Raw genomic sequence first — 16,064 nt, 5'->3', positions numbered from 1 at the left:
CGGCTACGACCGGCTGATCACGCGACTGTGAACGGCCGCATTTGCATGCGGCGGGAATAAACCGTCACTGGAACAAGTCTCCTCGACATACGCCATTGCAGGCGTTGAGGAGCCCGACATGTCCCATCATTGCAAGGATGACAGCGACCATGGCACCAGCTGTCGTCTCGCGCCGGAGTGCATGATCGTCGCCAGTCCCTCCCCCAAGGCGCTTGACACCGGTGACACATATGAATTCACCTTCACCAAAGCAGGCGACTTTGCCTATTTCTGCGGGCTCCACCCGCACATGCAGGGCAAGATCACCGTCGCGCCTTGAGGGCGCATGGCAGAACCTTCCCGGAGTGCCGGATCATGCTGCGGTGTTGAGCGAGAAGGCCCTGGCCGAGCGCTTCGGTGAGGTGGTGCTGCCCCATCTCGGCGATGCGCTTGCGCTCGCCCGCTGGCTGACCGGCAATGCCGCCGATGCCGAGGATGTTGTGCAGGAAGCCTGCGTGAAAGCACATGCCGGCATTGCCGGTTATGCCGGCGGCAATGCCCGCGCCTGGCTGCTGACCATCGTGCGCAACACCGCCTACACCTGGATGTCGCGCAACCGGCCGCGCGCCATGCTGGCCGTCGGCGACCTCGGCGATCTCGACGAGATGGCAGCGGCGCACGGTACCAGGCTGCCGGACGAAGACGGTCCGGAGGCGAGCCTGATCGCCAAGGCCGACACGGCGGCACTGGAGGCGTCGATCGCGGCACTGCCGCAGCCGTTTCGCGAGACGCTGGTGCTGCGCGATATCAACGGCCTCAGCTATCGCGAGATAGCGGCGATGCTCGGCGTGCCGATGGGCACCGTCATGTCGCGGCTGGCCCGTGCCCGCGGCCTGCTTGTGTCTGAACTGGGGAGAGCGCCATGACCAACCATGACGACGGACTGCCCAACGATCCCGAAGGTATCAGGCTGATGATCCATGCCCTCGTTGATGGCGAGCTCGACGCGGCTGCGGCACTGGCGGTGGAGCGGCGCATCGCCGCCGACCCGCAGCTTGCCGCCGAACACGCTCGCATCGTCGCCTTGCATGCGGCGGTGAACCGCTTGCCGCGCCCCGATGTCAGCGATGCCTTTCAGGCCCGCATCGCGGCGATCGGCGTTGCAGCCACGGCACAACAGACGCAAGACGAGCCAGCGGAGCCGCAGCAGGGCGCGCCGCCGGCGCAACCGGGGTTGATTATCCCGACCGGTGCAGGCCAGAGGCGAAACGCCGAGACACGCCCGTCGCAGACGCGGGTCCTGCCTAGGCCACGCCGCTTCGGCTCGTTCGACTGGCGTGCCATGGCAGCGTCGATCATGATCAGCGCCGTGCTGGCAAGCGGCGCGACGCAATGGGTGATGGTCAACAGCGCGTCCGACGGCTTTGCCGCGGCGGTCGCAAGCGGCCATCGCCGCAGCCTGCTTGCGGCGAGCCCGATCGACATCGTCTCGTCCGACCGCCACACGGTCAAGCCGTGGCTAGATGCCCGGATCGGCGTGTCGCCGCCGGCGCCGGACCTCGCCCACGATGGCTACGCATTGATCGGCGGCCGGGTCGAGGTGATCGCCGACCGGCCGGTACCGGCGCTGGTCTACCGCCACCGCGAGCATCTGATCACACTGGTCGCCGAACCGCAGCAAGGCGGCGGCATCATAGCACCTGACGATCTCTCGTCAGGCGGCTTCTCGCTGGTGCACTGGAGCGACGGCGCGTTCTCCTACTGGGCGATCTCCGACATGGAGCGGCCCGAACTCGACGACTTCGTTGCTCGATTCCGCAAGGCGGCGGTGTGAGGAGATCCAGCGTCGTCACTGATCCCGCCGCCGCCCTGACAGATTCTCCGACCCACGGCGCCAGTCAAGAAGTCGCCGCTTGCCGGCGCGCGTTTGTGCGGCTCGGCCGGGCCGGGATTGCGGCCTGACCGTTGATCTAACGCCCTGGCACCAATAACTTTACAAATATCTTTGGTTGTGTGAAGTTATGAACGTTGAAGGGCCAATCATGACAGCCAATCGTTTCGCCACGCGCCTGAATTCCTTTGCCTCGCAGCCGCAGGCCGAATGGCCGGATCTCACCGGCAAGCCGTCACTGATGCAGATGGCAGCGCGCGCTGCCAGGGTTGYCGGGCTGACCGACCTCGATTTGAATTTCCCCGACCATGTCAGCGAAAGACCGGCTGAAATCGCGCGAAACTTGGGCAACCTTGGCCTTTCCATTAATGGCTTCGCCATGCGCTACTACTCCAACCCGGCCTTCAAGCTCGGCGCCTTCACCAACCCGGATCCGGCAGTGCGCCGCGAAGCCATCGACCTGACCAAGGCCGGCATCGACGCCGTGCGCGAGGCCGGCGCCAGCCTGATGACGCTGTGGCTCGGACAGGATGGCTTCGACTACGCCTTCCAGGCCGACTATGCGACACTCTGGCAGCACGAGATCGACGGAATTCGTGAAGTAGCCGCGCATGACCCCGGCTGTCAGATCAGCCTGGAGTACAAGCCCAACGAGCCGCGCTCATACAGCCTGATGCCGGATGCGGCGACGACCTTGCTGGCAATCCGCGATGTCGGCCTGCCCAATCTCGGCGTCACGCTCGATTTCGCCCATGTGCTCTATGCCGACGAGCAGCCGGCCTTCGCCGCCGCTCTGGTGGCGCGCCACAGCAAGCTGCTCGGCGTGCATCTCAATGACGGCTACGCCAAACGCGACGACGGCCTGATGGTCGGCGCCGTGCATACGCTGCAGACAATCGAACTGCTCCAGCGGATCCGCAGGGACGGCTACGCCGGCGCTATCTATTTCGACACCTTCCCCGACATGACGGGTCTCGATCCTGTGCATGAGTGCGAGGTCAATATTGCCACCGTCAAGCGCATGCTGCGGGTCGTCGACCGGATCGACCAGGACAACCGGCTGTCCGCCGCCATCGAGCGCCAGGACGCGGTGACGTCGCAGGCCATCATCCAGGAAATCATGCTCGGGCCTGACGTATGACGAGGGGGCGTGGATGACCTTGAGCGGGCTGGACCTGAAAGCGGTGGGACCGCGCATCCGCATGATGATGCCGCATCTCACACCGCTGGAGGCGAAGGTGGTGGAAACGGTTTTTGGCCGACGCGGCTTCGACGAGAGCATTCCGCTGAAGCGGATCGCCGAGGAATCCGGCGTGTCGGAAGCGATGGTCGTCAAGATCGCCAAGAAGCTCGGCTTCTCCGGCTATCGCGACTTCCGCACCGCCGTCTATGAATACAGCCGCCTGCCGACCGCGGAGATGCACCAGGAACTGTCGTCGGACGACAGTTCGGCCGAGATCGTGCAGAAGGTGTTCCGCACCTCCATCCAGGCGCTGGAGGAGACGCTGGCCATCCTCGACATCGAGGATTTCGACCGCGCTGCCGATCTGCTCTACCGCGCCGGAAATCGTGACTTCTACGGCGTCGGCGGTTCGGCGCAAATCGCGCGTGACGTCTCGCACAAATTCCTGCGGATCGGCATCCGCACGAATGTCTTCGACGACTCGCACATGATGCTGATGTCGGCCTCGCTGCTCGGCTCAGACGACATCGCCGTCGGCTTCTCACACTCCGGCAACACGTCGGCTGTCATCGACGCCATCCAGCTTGCCCGCAGGAACGGCGCCCGCTCGCTCGCTATCACCAACTACAACAATTCGCCGTTGGCCGCGGTTGCCGACGTCGTGCTGTGCTCCACCGCGCAGGGCTCGCCGCTGATGGGGGAGAACGCGGCGGCCCGCATCGCCCAGCTCAACATCCTCGACGCGTTGTTCGTGGCGGTGGCGCAGCGCGACTACCAGGCGGCGGAACGCAATCTCGGCCGCACCATTTCGGCGGTGGCATCGAAAAGAAAAGACCGGGGCTCATGAGGACAACGCCGCTGGTCACCGTGTTCGGCAGCCTGCACTATGACATCATGGTCGACGCGCCCGACCGCCCGCGTAAGGGCGAGACGGTGACCGGCCATGCCTGGCACCCGAAATGCGGTGGCAAGGGCGGCAACCAGGCGGTTTCAGTGGCAAGGGCCGGTATGCGCGTGGCGATGATCGGCGCCGTCGGTGACGACGATTTCGGCACGGCGCTGCTGGCCAATCTCGATCGTACCGGCGTCGACGGTCGCTTCGTTCGGGTGGCGCCGGGCGCCGGCTCCGGCATGAGCGTGGCGATCTTCGACGAAAGCGGCGACTACGGCGCGGTGATCGTTTCGGGCAGTAATCTGACGCTCGGCGACAGGGACATCGCGGCTGCGTCCGAGGTAGTGGCACAAACGTCCGTGCTGCTTTTGCAGAACGAGATACCGGAAGCCGCCAACATTGCCGCCGCGCGCGAGGTGAAGAGACATGGCGGCCGCGTCCTGCTCAACGCCGCCCCCGCGCGCAAACTCTCAGGCGATTTGATCGCGCTCGTGGACATCCTGGTGGTCAACGCCATCGAGGCGGAATTCCTTGCCGGCCTAAAGGTGGTTGAAATACTGGAAGGAGCCGCGCAAGCGGCGCGGCTTCTGGTCGATCTCTGCCCAACCGTAATCGTCACGGCAGGCGGCGAGGGCGTCGCTTGTTGCGACCGGACCGGAGCCGCCTTCGCGTTGCCGGCCATCCCGGTCAAGGTCGTCAGCACGCATGGCGCGGGCGATGAATTCGTTGGTGCGCTGGCCGCCGCACTTGCCCGTGGAGAGGCCATGCGGGCCGCCGTCACCGCGGCCAACGCCGCTTCGGCCTTGCTGGTTTCGACACCCGAGGCCGAGCGCGGCAGCATCTGACGTCTGGACTCCGGAGGACCCACTTTCCGTCTTGCCAAACGGCAGCGGCGGCCGCCTATCCTTGCGGCTTCGCCCGAATTCCGCTAAGGCGCGCCTTTGTCGCCGGGGAGCAAGGACTTGGACGATCAACGCGCCGATGTCGCCATCATCATGGGCAGCCAGTCCGACTGGGCAACCATGCGCCATGCGGCTGAGACGCTGGAGGCACTCGGCATCCCGCACAAGCGGCTGATCGTCTCCGCGCATCGCACACCCGACCGTCTCTATGATTTCGCCAAGGGCGCCAAGGCTGCCGGCTACAAGGTGATCATCGCCGGTGCCGGCGGCGCGGCGCACCTGCCCGGCATGACCGCGGCGATGACACCGCTGCCGGTGTTCGGCGTGCCGGTCGAATCGAAAGCGCTTTCCGGGCAGGATTCGCTGCTCTCGATCGTCCAGATGCCGGCCGGCATTCCCGTCGGAACGCTGGCCATCGGCAAGGCCGGTGCGACCAACGCTGCACTTCTGGCTGCCGCCGTGCTGGCGCTTTACGACGACAAGCTGGCCACACGGCTGGATGCCTGGCGCGCCTCGCAGACCGCCAAGGTCGCGGTCGAACCGACGGATGCAGCGTGAGCCTGCCCGCCGGATCGACCATCGGCATCATTGGCGGCGGCCAGCTCGGCCGCATGCTGGCGATGGCGGCTGCTCGCCTTGGCTACCGCACGGTGGTGCTGGAGCCGCAAGCGGATTGCCCGGCAGCACAGGTCGCCAACCGGCAGATAACGGCTGCCTATGACGACCCGGCCGCACTTGCCGAGCTGGCGGCGGCGAGTTCCGTCATCACCTACGAGTTTGAGAACGTGCCGGTTGCGGCTGCGAGCGCACTGGCCGCCAAGGTTCCGGTCTATCCGCCGGCTCGCGCGCTTGAAGTCGCGCAGGACCGGGTGAGCGAGAAGACATTCCTCAATGGCATCGGCATTGCCACCGCGGATTTCCGCCCCGTCGACAATGACGACGAGCTGACGGCGGCGCTGAAAGCATTCGGCGGCAGTGGCATATTGAAGACACGCCGCATGGGCTACGACGGCAAGGGCCAGCGCGTCTTCCGCAACATGGAGGCTGGCGGTTTCGCCGGTACTTGCGAGGCGATGGGCAATGTACCGCTGATCCTGGAGAGCTTCGTGCCGTTCGAGCGCGAGATTTCGGTGATCGCGGCACGAGGGCTGGACGGCGCCGTCGCCGCCTACGATCCGGCCGAAAATGTCCACCGCAAAGGCATACTCCACACATCGACCTTGCCGGCCGCCATTAGGCCCGAGACAGCCGCCGCGGCACAGGCGGCAGCATCGAAGATATCGTCGGCGCTCTACTATGTCGGCGTCATCGGCGTCGAGTTCTTCGTGCTGGCGGACGGTTCGCTGCTGGCCAACGAGATCGCGCCGCGGGTGCACAATTCCGGCCATTGGACGGAAGCCGCCTGCATCGTCTCGCAGTTTGAGCAGCACATCCGCGCCGTCGCCGGCTTACCGCTGGGAGACCCGAAACGCCATTTTGACTGCGTGATGGAAAACCTGATCGGTGGCGATGTGCTGCGCGTCGCCGAATTGCTCGCCGAGCCCGATCTGATGCTGCATCTCTATGGCAAGGCCGAGGCCCGGCCCGGCCGCAAGATGGGCCATTTCACCCGGGTCAGCCTTCGCGCCTGACTTCACAAACGCGCGTTATTGTACGTCACCGCTCTGGTCCTCGTCAGGACTGGCGCAACTCGCGTCACCCTCCTCGCAATTGGCCGCGGCAGCGAGCTGCTTGGTGCGGTCATTGGTCAGCCTGGTCAGGCATTGCGAAACTTCCATCGAATGGATCGAGCCGCCCGCGCTGGCCGCGGTAGAGTGAGCACATTCGGCGTCGCGGAAGGCGATCCAGGCGCGTTGCGCCGCCTGCAGCAACTTCTTGCTGTCGGCATCGTCCGAGCTGATGAGGTCCTGGTAGGCCTTGTTCAGCCTGACGTCGGCTGCCTGGTAGTCCACCCCGGCACAGATGCTCATCATCTGCTGGCTGTCGTCGCTGCGGTCGCATTCCTGCGCCCGGGCAGCCGAAGCTCCCGCCAGCAAGACAAGGCAGGCGGACAGGAAAATCCGGCGCATATTCATCCCCAAATCACTTCATGGCGGCCGCATCATCCCAGCCGGCTGGAGGCCGCGCAATGCCGCCAGGCCGACATGGCGGATATTTGATGATATGGCAGGTTCGCCCTGTTATAGAGCACGCTTGCGGTTGACACGGACAAGGCTCCTCGTTTATGAGCCACCCACAGTTCAAAGGCGCGTCTTCTGGCGCGCCTTAAAATTTCGACCCGGACCGGGTCCACACCGACAGGCAAGACCATGAAGATCAAGAATTCGCTCAAGGCGCTGAAGGCGCGTCATCGCGACAACCAGCTGGTTCGCCGCAAGGGCCGCGTCTACATCATCAACAAGACCGCCCCGCGCTACAAGGCACGCCAGGGCTGAGCTTTCGGCCGGAGGCTTCGTGCCTCCGCCAATTGATGCTTGTCGTCGGTCCTCCGACCTTCTCACGCTAAAATCACTTTGATGTTCCGCCGCCCGGGATTAGAGTCGGCCGATGCGGATTCTTTTTGCATTTCTGGCGATCTTTCTCGTTTCCGGTGCCGTCGCCTTACCGGCTCGGGCGGATGATCAGGCGGCTGCGCCGGCGGCCCCGGATGCCCCGCCGCCGGTGATGACGAAACAGGCCCATCTCGACCAGCTGTTCAGCGACCTGAAGCGGGAGCGCAACGAAAAGGCTGCCGAGCGCATTGCCGGCAACATCTGGAGCGAGTGGTTCCAATCCGGCAGCGCCTCGATCGACCTGATGATGATTTGGTCGCAAAAGGCCATCGAAGGCCAGAAATTCGATGTCGCGCTCGATTTCCTCGATCAGGTGGTGACCTTGCAGCCGACATATGCCGAAGGCTGGAACCGGCGCGCCACCGTGCATTTCATGATGAAGAACTACGGCAAGTCGATGTCCGACATCGACCATACGCTGCAGCTCGAGCCGCGCCATTTCGGAGCGCTGTCCGGCCTGGCGCAGATCATGGCCCTGACGGGCCACAAGCAATCGGCGCTCGAGGCCTGGCAAAAGGTGCTGGCCATCTATCCAATGATGCGCAGCGCCCAGGACCAGGTCGCCTCACTGTCGGAAGAGCTTGCCGGCGAAGGCATTTGATGCCTCTGATCTCCCAGCCGGGGTATGCTGAGATTCAGGTCAAGCCCAGCCGTTCGCAGGCCAGCCCCACCTGAACGTCAGCATGCCCCAGAACTAATTCCGCTCCAGCCCGTATTTTCCCCGCATGAACCTGATCTACGCTGCCCTCGCCTTCCTGATGGCGCTTGTCTTCGGCCTTGTCGGCGTCACCCGCGTCGGCTCTTGGCTTATCGAGCGGCGCAATCCGCCGATCGGCGACTTCGCCGACATCAATGGCGCCCGCATCCACTATGTGCATATTCCGGCGCCTGCGAATGCCTCGCTGCCGGCTATCGTCTTCATTCATGGCGCCAGCGCCAATCTCAGGGACCAGATGCTGCCGCTGCGGCCGCTGCTCGAAGGCCACGCCGAAATGCTGTTCATCGACCGGCCGGGTTTCGGCTGGTCGGAGCGTGGCCCGGGCAACAACGAAAGCCCGTCGGCCCAGGCCAACACCATCGCCGCGCTGATGGACCGTCTCGGCATGAAGAAAGCTGTCGTCGTCGGCCATTCCTTTGGCGCCGCCGCGACCACCGCGTTTGGCCGCGAGCATGCCGACAAGACGCTTGGGCTGGTCTTTCTTGCGCCGGCGACCCATCCCTGGCCTGGCGGTGCAACCTCCTGGTACTATGATCTGACGACCATTCCGGTGATCGGCCGGCTGTTCACCGAAACGCTGAGCTATCCCGCGGGAACGCTGCAGATGGCTGATGCCACGACCTGCGTCTTCTCGCCCAACAAGGTGCCGGACAATTACCTCGCCACCGCCTCGATCCCGCTGGTGCTGCGGCCACCGGCCTTTCGTGCCAACGCCACCGACGTCGCCGGGCTCTATCGCTATGCCCTTGGTGCCGCCCCCCACTACGCCGAGATCAAGGCGCCGACCGTGGTCATTTCGGGCGATCGCGACAAGGTCGTCTATGCGCAGATTCACTCGGTCGGCCTCGTCCGCGACATTGCCGGCGCCGAGCTGGTCTGGGTGCACAATCTCGGCCACAAGCCGGACTGGATTGCCCCGGACCTTGTCGTCGGCGCCATTGAGAAGGCCGCCGGCAAGGATATCGACCTGCAGGCGATGGCCAGGACCGTGGAAGCGCGTATTGCTGGCGACGCCTATGGCGCCGGCAAATGCGCCGACCTCAAGGTGCCGCAGGCCGAACTCGCGCCGACCTGATCACGCTTGCTGGTCCAGGCGAACCGATCTAACGGGTGCTTTGCACGTCCGACCCGACATACGCGATACGCAGCATGTTGGTCGAACCGGGGGTCCTCAGCGGTACGCCGGCGGTGATGATGACGCGGTCGCCCGGCTTGCCGAAACCTTCGTCGAAGGCGATGCGGCAGGCGCGGTTGACCATGTCGTCGAGGTCGCTGGCATCGGGCGAGACGACGCAATGCGTGCCCCACAGCAGCGACAGCCGCCGCGCCGTGTTGAGGATCGGCGACAGCGCGATGATCGGCACCTGCGGACGCTCGCGGGCGGCGCGCAGGCCGGTGGTGCCGGACGCCGTGTAGGTGATGATTGCCGACAGTTTCAGCGTCTCGGCGATCTCGCGGGCGGCCAGCGAAATGGCGTCGGCGCCGGTTGCTTCCGGCTCGGAGCGCTGCGCGTTGATGATGCCGGCATAGGTCGGATCGGTTTCGACCTTGGTGGCGATGCGGTCCATCATCGCCACCGCTTCGACCGGATAGGCGCCTGCGGCGGACTCCGCCGACAGCATGATGGCATCGGCGCCTTCGAAGACGGCGATCGACACATCGGACACCTCGGCGCGGGTCGGCACGGGGGCGGTGATCATCGATTCCAGCATCTGCGTTGCAACCACCACCGGCTTGCCGGCGCGGCGCGCGGCGCGCGTGATCTGCTTCTGGATGCCAGGCACCGCCTCGAGCGGCATTTCGACACCGAGATCGCCGCGGGCGACCATCAGGGCATCGGACAGTTCGATAATCTCGGCCAGCCGCGCAACGGCCTGCGGCTTTTCGATCTTGGCCATGATCAGTGCCCGGCCGCGCGCGATCTTGCGCGCTTCGGCCAGATCCTCCGGCCGCTGCACGAACGACAGCGCAACCCAGTCGACGCCCGTCGACAGAACGGCATCGAGATCCTTGCGGTCCTTCTCGGTCAGCGCGCCGACCGGCAGATCGGTATCTGGCAGGCTGACGCCTTTCTTGTCGGAAATCGTGGTGCCGGCAATGACCGTGCAGACGATCGACTTGCCGTCGCTTCTCACCGCCTTCAATTCGAGCTTGCCGTCATCGATCAGCAAGCGATGACCAGCTTCTACCGAGCTCAGGATTTCGGGATGCGGCAGGTAGACCCTGGTTGATGTGCCCGGCTCGGGATTGTTGTCGAGCGTGAAGGTCTGGCCGACGGTCAGCACTTCCTTGCCATTGGCGAACTTGCCGACGCGCAGCTTGGGGCCTTGCAGGTCGGCCAGAATACCGATCGGCCGGCCGACCGCTTCCTCGACGGTACGGATGCGTCCGACCAGCGTGCGCATCAGCTCGTGATCGGTATGGCTCATATTGATGCGGAACACATCGGCGCCCGCTTCGAACAATTTCTTCAGCATCTCCTCCGACGAGGAGGCCGGACCGATGGTGGCTAGGATCTTGACCTTGCGGCTACGTCTCATTGACTGTTTGTTCCCGGGGTGGCTGGAGCGCCTCCCGTTGCGGGCTCATCGGTCAGCTGGACCATCCAGCTTGCCTGTTCGCCCGTGTCATATTCCTGGAATCCGGCGCGCTGAAAGCCCCGTGCGACGCAATCGGTTACGCCCGCGATCTTGAACTCTTTTTCAGCCACGCACATGTTGATCGGGCCGTCCCAGCGTCCACCGCGTTCGGCGTCTTCTGCATAAAGATAGTAAAACCTTGATGACAGCGGTCCTTCGATCAGCGTCTTGCAGCTCGATCCCTCGATGTGCCACCAGCCCTCGGTGATCCAGCCGGCCTTGGCGCGATAGCCGATGCCGACGCCGACCAGGTTCTGCGTGGCGTTGCAGACACGGAAATCGGCACGCGCCGGCGAGGCCATGACCATCGCCGACAGGCCCACGGCAAGGATCAGGAGCGGCATGGCAAAGGCGGAGCGCATGCGCTGCCTGCCGGCGGAACCCATCCGAAAACCCCTCAAGAACCACATCTGCATCTCTCTGCGCCCCTTTTCGGAAAAGTCCGGGCGCATGTCAACGCGCCGTTTTGTCCAATTCCAATCGATTTAGAAAGGCTCCGGCGCACAATTCGCCGACTTCTGCCAGATTTCCCGGGAAACCTTGGCCAAACAACGGCATTGCACAAGCGTCGTCTTCGTGGAATGACGATAGCACCCTCCCCGGAAGCCAGCGAACAGACCATTTCCCGCCAATGACCCGATCCACAGTTTTCGCGCCTTTCGACATCGTCGAAGGCGACCGCAAGCGAGGCATTGTGCTTCTGGGCGACCATGCCCGCCGCGACCTGCCGGAGGACTATGGCAGCCTCGGCCTGCCGGCGGCGGAGTTTGACCGTCACATCGCCTATGATATCGGCGTCGAGGCGGTGACGCGCGAATTGGCTGCCTTGCTCGGCGTGCCGGCGGTGCTCGCCAATTTCTCGCGGCTGCTGATCGATCCCAATCGCGGAGAAGACGATCCGACGCTCATTCGCCAGCTCTATGACGGCACGGTCGTGCCCGGGAACTACCCGATTGCTGCCGAGGAGCGCGAAAGGCGGCTCGACGCCTTCTACCGGCCCTATCACGACGCCGTCGGCGCCATGATTGCCTCGGTCGCGCAGGCCTCTGCCCAGACGCCCTTCATCTTCTCGGTGCATTCCTTCACCCCGGCCATGCAGGGGATCCAACGTCCCTGGCATGTCGGCATCCTGTGGGATCGGGATGACCGGGTGGCGCGGCCGCTGATCGACATGCTGGCCGCCGACAAGAGCCTCGTGGTTGGCGACAACGAACCCTATGATGGCGCGTTGCGCGGCGACACCATGTACAAGCACGCCATCATCAACGGCTTCGCCCATGCGCTGATCGAGATCCGCCAGGACCTGATATCGGACCAGACGGGCGCGATCGCCTGGGCGCAGCGCCTGGCACCGATCGTTGACGCAATCGACCGCCGTCCCGATATACATGTGGTCAAGCAATTCGGCTCCCGAACCGGGCCATTGTAGAGCCGCAAGGAGGTTTCGATGACCGAACTCAGCGACGAGCAGAAGCGCGATTTCGAGGCTGCGGCCTTTCGCCGGCTGGTCGAGCATCTGCGCGAGCGCAACGACGTGCAGAACATCGACCTGATGAACCTCGCCGGCTTCTGCCGCAACTGCCTGTCGAACTGGTATCGCGAAGCTGCCGAGGCCGAAGGCGTCGACCTGTCCAAGGACCAGTCGCGCGAGATCGTCTACGGCATGCCCTATGCTGAATGGCAGGCGCTCAACCAGACCGAGGCCTCCGATGCCAAGAAGGCTGAATTCGAGGCGCGGCGGCCCAAGGACCACTAATTAGCCCTCGACATAACCCGGCCATTTCCAAGGCTGTGTTTGGCCCAAATGCTTTTCCGAAAGACCGCTTGACTGAAAATTGAATCGATCTAATTTGCCGCGCAACGCTATTTCTTCACCGGATTCGAGCATGGACGCGCAAAACGCCATCCAGACTGCCATTCGCGGACGATGGGCCGTGGCAGCCATTTTCCTCGCCAACGGCTTCCTGACCGGCAGCTGGGCGCCGCAGATCCCGGTGTTTCTGACCCGGCTGGAGATCACGAAGTTCACGCTCGGCCTGCTGATCCTGCTGTTCGGCGCCGGCGCTGTCACCGCGATGACCTGGTGCGGCCACCTGATCTCGAAACATGGTTCGCGCACCGTGCTGCGCTGGTTCGGCCTTTGCGGCAGCCTCGGCCTGCTGGTGGTGGCGCTGGCCCCCAACGTGCCGCTGGCGGCCATCGCCATGTTCATCTTCGGCGGCTCGATCGGCGGCATGGACGTCGCCATGAATGCCAATGCGGTAGTGGTCGAACGGCGGCTCTCGCGCGCCATCATGTCGTCCTCGCACGGCTTCTGGAGCCTTGGCGGTTTCGCCGGCGGCGGCCTCGGCGGCTTTGCCATCCAGCACTACGGCCACCTCGCCCACGCGGCGGTGGTGACGGCACTCGCCTTCGCGGTGATCGCGGTGGCGGTTCGCCATCTGGTCGCCGAGGACAGGCCGCAGGCGACCGAGCATCACAAATTCGCGCTGCCGGCAAATCCGCTGGTCTACCTCGTCGGCCTGATGGCGTTGCTGACGATGATTTCCGAAGGCGCGGTGCTCGACTGGGCGGCACTGTATCTAAGGCTGGAACTTGGTGCAGACCTTGCCGTTGCCGGTCTTGCCTACGCCGCCTTCTCAGGTGTCATGGCGATCATGCGCTTCTTCGGCGACGGCGTTCGCAACCGCCTCGGCGCGGTGATGACGTTGCGCGCGTCGGCGCTCGTCGCTGCCGCCGGCATGCTGATCGCCGGACTGTCGCCCTCGCCCTGGCTTGCAATCGCGGCCTTCGCCTTGTGCGGCTTCGGCATCGCCAACATGGTGCCGATCATCTTTTCGGCCGGCGGCAACCAGGAAGGCATGTCGTCGGGCACCGGCATGAGCGTAGTCACCACCATGGGCTATTCCGGCATATTGGTAGCGCCTTCGGCGATCGGTTTCGTTGCCGAGCATTTCAGCTTCGGCCCGATCTTCATTGCCATGTCGGCGCTGCTGGTCGTCGTGCTGCTGATGGCCGGGCTTGCTCACCGCGCCGAATTCGCTCCCGACGCCACGCCGGCCGAATAGCGTTTGAGTTCCTCGTAGAGGAAATCCGCCACGCGGCGAATGCGCACGCTGGTGCGCACGTCGCGATGCATGGCCAGCCATACCGGCAGCACTGGCAGCGGCAGGCCAGGCAGCACCTTTTCCATCAATGGATCGCGGTCGGCCAGCGGCTCCTGGCCGAGACCAATGCCGTTTCCCGCCCGCACAGCTTCCCACAAGACGATCTGGTTGTCGGCCCTGAAGCGGAAGCTGTTGCGGGTGACAGGGATGCCATACTGGGTGAAGCCCCTGATCATCTCATCGCTGCGGTCGAAGCCGACAAGGGCGTGCTCGACAAGGTCGGCAGGCTGCAGCGGGCGGCCGCACCTGTCGAGATAGGACTTGGCCGCGCAGGCGCAGAGCCTGATATCGCAGACCTTGCGCGCCAGCAACTCGTTCTGCCCGGGCTTGACCATGCGGATGGCGATGTCGGCATCGCGGCGCAACAGGTTCTCGACCTGGTTCGAGGCAACGATCTCGACCTCGATGCCGGGCTCCTCGATGCCGAGCCGCGCCGTTATCTCCGGTAGCACATAAGCCGCCACCACCTCGCTGGCGGCAATGCGCACCGTGCCTTCGATCGCCTCGACCGACCCCAGCGCCAGCAGGGAAAAGGCGCTTGCCTGCTCGCTCACCGCCTTGCCGCGCTCGAACAGAGTGCTGCCGGCTTCCGTCAGTTCATAGCCGCGGCGCCCACGCCGGAACAGCGTGATGTCAAGCGCCTGCTCAAGCTCGGTGATATGGCGGCCAAGCGTCGGCTGGCTGGCCGAGAGCTTCCGAGCGGCGGCCGATAGGCTGCCGGTCTCAGCCACAGTGACAAAGCTCTTGATCAGGTTCCAGTCGATTTCATTCATTCATTTATGAATATCAGAAGCCAATTTATGGTCAATTTCCATTCGTGAGCGAGGGGACCATATTCGAGCTGCAAACATCGACACGGAGTTGAAAAATGACCAAGATCGCAATTCTCGGTGCCAATGGCCGGCTCGGCCGCGTGGTCGCCAAGGCCTTCATCGATGCCGGTTATGATGTCCGCGCCATCACCCGCAGCGGTAAGGTGCCGGCCGAACTCAAGGGCGCCACGGCCGTTGCCGGCGACGCGCTCGACCGCGAAGCCCTGATCCGCGCCACGCAAGGCGTCGACATCATCTTCAACGGCCTCAACCCGATCTACACCGACTGGGGCAAGTGCCTGCCGATGGCCGAGAACGTCATGGCCGCCTGCCACGCGAACGGCGCGCTGCACCTCTTCCCCGGCACCGTCTACAATTACGGCTCGCCGATGCCGGCGGTGATCACCGAGGACACGCCCTTCCACCCGACGACGGAAAAGGGCCGCATCCGCTGTGCCATGGAAGACCTATTCCGCCGCGAGGCGAAGGCCGGACGTGTCCGCACCATTCTCTTGCGGGCCGGCGACTTCTTCGGCGGCACCGGCAGCGGGTCATGGTTCGATTTGGTCGTCGCCGCCAAGATGAACAAGGGCATCTATACCGCGCCCGGTCCGGTCGATCTGGTGCATGAATGGGCTTACCTGCCGGACTTCGCCGTAGGGTTCGTCGCGTTGGCGCGCAATCTCGACAAGCTCGGCTTCTATGAGGCGCTAAACTTTCCAGGCCATGCAATCACCGATCTGGAACTCAAGGCTGCGTCAGAGAAGGCGCTTGGCAGAGCACTCAAGATGACCTCGATGCCTTGGTGGGTGCTGCGTGCCGGCAGCCCGTTCGTGGCGATGTGGCGCGAGATCGTCTCGATGTCCTATCTGCGCTTCGAGCCGCATCGGCTGCTCTCGACGCGGCTGGAACATATCATCGGCGAGACTCCGCACACGCCGTTGGATCAGGCGGTCGCCGAGGCTCTCGAGGACATCGGCATCGCCACGGTGAATGGCGTTGCGAAAGCTGCCTGATAGGCACGTCGGCGGGCGCAGCTATGCCCGCCCGTCTGTCCACACCATCTCGCTACCGAATGAGGGCGGCTCAGAGCCGCCCCATCAACAGCAGCACCAGAAGCACCACAAGCACGACACCGACAATGCCCGACGGCCCATAACCCCAGGAGCGCGAGTGCGGCCAGGCCGGTATCGCGCCAATGAGGACAAGGATCAGGACGATGATGAGGATGGTGGTGATCGGCATAAAGAACGCCCCGCGCTGACATTTTGCTCAAGGGCCAATGCAAAAGGCCGCCCGGTTGTTCCGGGCGGCCTTTGCGTCGGAGGT

The 16,064-nt window shown here is 64.3% G+C and carries 20 protein-coding genes; 15 read left to right on the top strand and 5 right to left on the bottom strand.

The annotated features are described in order from the left end of the window. The first annotated feature begins 118 nt into the window (after positions 1-118). The 8 genes from AC1D2G_RS24555 to AC1D2G_RS24520 all read left to right on the top strand — a co-directional run bounded on the left by AC1D2G_RS24555 (position 119) and on the right by AC1D2G_RS24520 (position 6,478). Positions 119-319, top strand: coding sequence for a plastocyanin/azurin family copper-binding protein (locus AC1D2G_RS24555; RefSeq protein WP_477417224.1), 201 nt, complete (start codon positions 119-121; stop codon positions 317-319). A gap of 46 nt (positions 320-365) precedes the next feature. Beyond that, the gene (locus AC1D2G_RS24550) at positions 366-905 is read left to right on the top strand and encodes a sigma-70 family RNA polymerase sigma factor (protein ID WP_477417222.1); all 540 of its coding nucleotides are present in this window, start codon (positions 366-368) and stop codon (positions 903-905) included. After that, positions 902-1,813: an anti-sigma factor family protein gene (locus AC1D2G_RS24545; protein ID WP_477417220.1), complete on the top strand. Its 912-nt coding sequence runs from the start codon at positions 902-904 to the stop codon at positions 1,811-1,813. Before AC1D2G_RS24550 ends, AC1D2G_RS24545 begins: the two co-directional genes overlap by 4 nt. A gap of 208 nt (positions 1,814-2,021) precedes the next feature. Continuing rightward, entirely contained in the window at positions 2,022-3,011 is a 990-nt protein-coding gene (locus AC1D2G_RS24540) for a sugar phosphate isomerase/epimerase family protein (RefSeq protein WP_477417218.1), read from the top strand. Positions 3,012-3,024: 13 nt separating this feature from the next. Continuing rightward, complete coding sequence (locus tag AC1D2G_RS24535) at positions 3,025-3,900, top strand: MurR/RpiR family transcriptional regulator (RefSeq protein WP_477417216.1); 876 nt, start codon at positions 3,025-3,027, stop codon at positions 3,898-3,900. Beyond that, positions 3,897-4,790, top strand: a complete 894-nt coding sequence (locus AC1D2G_RS24530; protein WP_477227716.1) for a ribokinase — start codon at positions 3,897-3,899, stop codon at positions 4,788-4,790. The genes AC1D2G_RS24535 and AC1D2G_RS24530 overlap by 4 nt, the downstream gene beginning before the upstream one ends. 117 nt (positions 4,791-4,907) lie before the next feature. Beyond that, positions 4,908-5,405, top strand: coding sequence for a 5-(carboxyamino)imidazole ribonucleotide mutase (gene purE / locus AC1D2G_RS24525; protein WP_477396766.1), 498 nt, complete (start codon positions 4,908-4,910; stop codon positions 5,403-5,405). Further along, complete coding sequence (locus AC1D2G_RS24520; RefSeq protein ID WP_477417214.1) at positions 5,402-6,478, top strand: 5-(carboxyamino)imidazole ribonucleotide synthase; 1,077 nt, start codon at positions 5,402-5,404, stop codon at positions 6,476-6,478. Before purE ends, AC1D2G_RS24520 begins: the two co-directional genes overlap by 4 nt. Positions 6,479-6,493: 15 nt before the next feature. Here AC1D2G_RS24520 and AC1D2G_RS24515 read toward each other — a convergent pair whose 3' ends face one another. Further along, positions 6,494-6,916: a lysozyme inhibitor LprI family protein gene (locus AC1D2G_RS24515; protein WP_477417212.1), complete on the bottom strand. Its 423-nt coding sequence runs from the start codon at positions 6,914-6,916 to the stop codon at positions 6,494-6,496. Between the two features lie 240 nt (positions 6,917-7,156). Here AC1D2G_RS24515 and ykgO point away from each other — a divergent pair, with 240 nt between their 5' ends. The 3 genes from ykgO (at position 7,157) to AC1D2G_RS24500 (ending at position 9,192) form a co-directional block, all read left to right on the top strand. Continuing rightward, complete coding sequence (gene ykgO, locus AC1D2G_RS24510) at positions 7,157-7,282, top strand: type B 50S ribosomal protein L36 (RefSeq protein ID WP_006327841.1); 126 nt, start codon at positions 7,157-7,159, stop codon at positions 7,280-7,282. Positions 7,283-7,394: 112 nt separating this feature from the next. Further along, positions 7,395-8,000: a tetratricopeptide repeat protein gene (locus AC1D2G_RS24505; protein ID WP_477396772.1), complete on the top strand. Its 606-nt coding sequence runs from the start codon at positions 7,395-7,397 to the stop codon at positions 7,998-8,000. Positions 8,001-8,124: 124 nt separating this feature from the next. Continuing rightward, positions 8,125-9,192: an alpha/beta fold hydrolase gene (locus AC1D2G_RS24500; RefSeq protein ID WP_477417210.1), complete on the top strand. Its 1,068-nt coding sequence runs from the start codon at positions 8,125-8,127 to the stop codon at positions 9,190-9,192. Between the two features lie 28 nt (positions 9,193-9,220). Here AC1D2G_RS24500 and pyk read toward each other — a convergent pair whose 3' ends face one another. Continuing rightward, positions 9,221-10,657: a pyruvate kinase gene (gene pyk / locus AC1D2G_RS24495; protein WP_095089422.1), complete on the bottom strand. Its 1,437-nt coding sequence runs from the start codon at positions 10,655-10,657 to the stop codon at positions 9,221-9,223. Next, the gene (locus AC1D2G_RS24490; protein WP_477300185.1) at positions 10,654-11,100 is read right to left on the bottom strand and encodes a DUF1036 domain-containing protein; all 447 of its coding nucleotides are present in this window, start codon (positions 11,098-11,100) and stop codon (positions 10,654-10,656) included. The genes pyk and AC1D2G_RS24490 overlap by 4 nt, the downstream gene beginning before the upstream one ends. Before the next feature lie 287 nt (positions 11,101-11,387). Between AC1D2G_RS24490 and AC1D2G_RS24485 the strand changes: the two genes are divergently transcribed. The 3 genes from AC1D2G_RS24485 (at position 11,388) to AC1D2G_RS24475 (ending at position 13,824) form a co-directional block, all read left to right on the top strand. Beyond that, positions 11,388-12,185 (top strand): N-formylglutamate amidohydrolase, encoded by a 798-nt coding sequence (locus tag AC1D2G_RS24485; protein WP_477299972.1) that lies wholly within the window; start codon positions 11,388-11,390, stop codon positions 12,183-12,185. 18 nt (positions 12,186-12,203) lie between these two features. Next, a complete protein-coding gene (locus AC1D2G_RS24480) occupies positions 12,204-12,512 on the top strand; it encodes a DUF1244 domain-containing protein (protein WP_477417208.1) in 309 nt (102 codons plus the stop codon). A gap of 130 nt (positions 12,513-12,642) precedes the next feature. After that, positions 12,643-13,824, top strand: a complete 1,182-nt coding sequence (locus AC1D2G_RS24475; protein ID WP_477417206.1) for an MFS transporter — start codon at positions 12,643-12,645, stop codon at positions 13,822-13,824. On the opposite strand, the gene AC1D2G_RS24470 is transcribed toward AC1D2G_RS24475, so the two are convergent. Beyond that, complete coding sequence (locus AC1D2G_RS24470; protein WP_477417204.1) at positions 13,782-14,696, bottom strand: LysR family transcriptional regulator; 915 nt, start codon at positions 14,694-14,696, stop codon at positions 13,782-13,784. The genes AC1D2G_RS24475 and AC1D2G_RS24470 overlap by 43 nt on opposite strands. A 95-nt stretch (positions 14,697-14,791) precedes the next feature. Between AC1D2G_RS24470 and AC1D2G_RS24465 the strand changes: the two genes are divergently transcribed. Next, positions 14,792-15,751, top strand: a complete 960-nt coding sequence (locus AC1D2G_RS24465; RefSeq protein WP_477417202.1) for an SDR family oxidoreductase — start codon at positions 14,792-14,794, stop codon at positions 15,749-15,751. Positions 15,752-15,821: 70 nt separating this feature from the next. On the opposite strand, the gene AC1D2G_RS24460 is transcribed toward AC1D2G_RS24465, so the two are convergent. Then, positions 15,822-15,980: a DUF3309 family protein gene (locus AC1D2G_RS24460; RefSeq protein ID WP_095089435.1), complete on the bottom strand. Its 159-nt coding sequence runs from the start codon at positions 15,978-15,980 to the stop codon at positions 15,822-15,824. Positions 15,981-16,064 lie beyond the last annotated feature (84 nt).

The organism is Mesorhizobium sp. P2_C7, from assembly GCF_056404515.1.
This window is presented reverse-complemented; position numbering and strand designations above follow the sequence as displayed.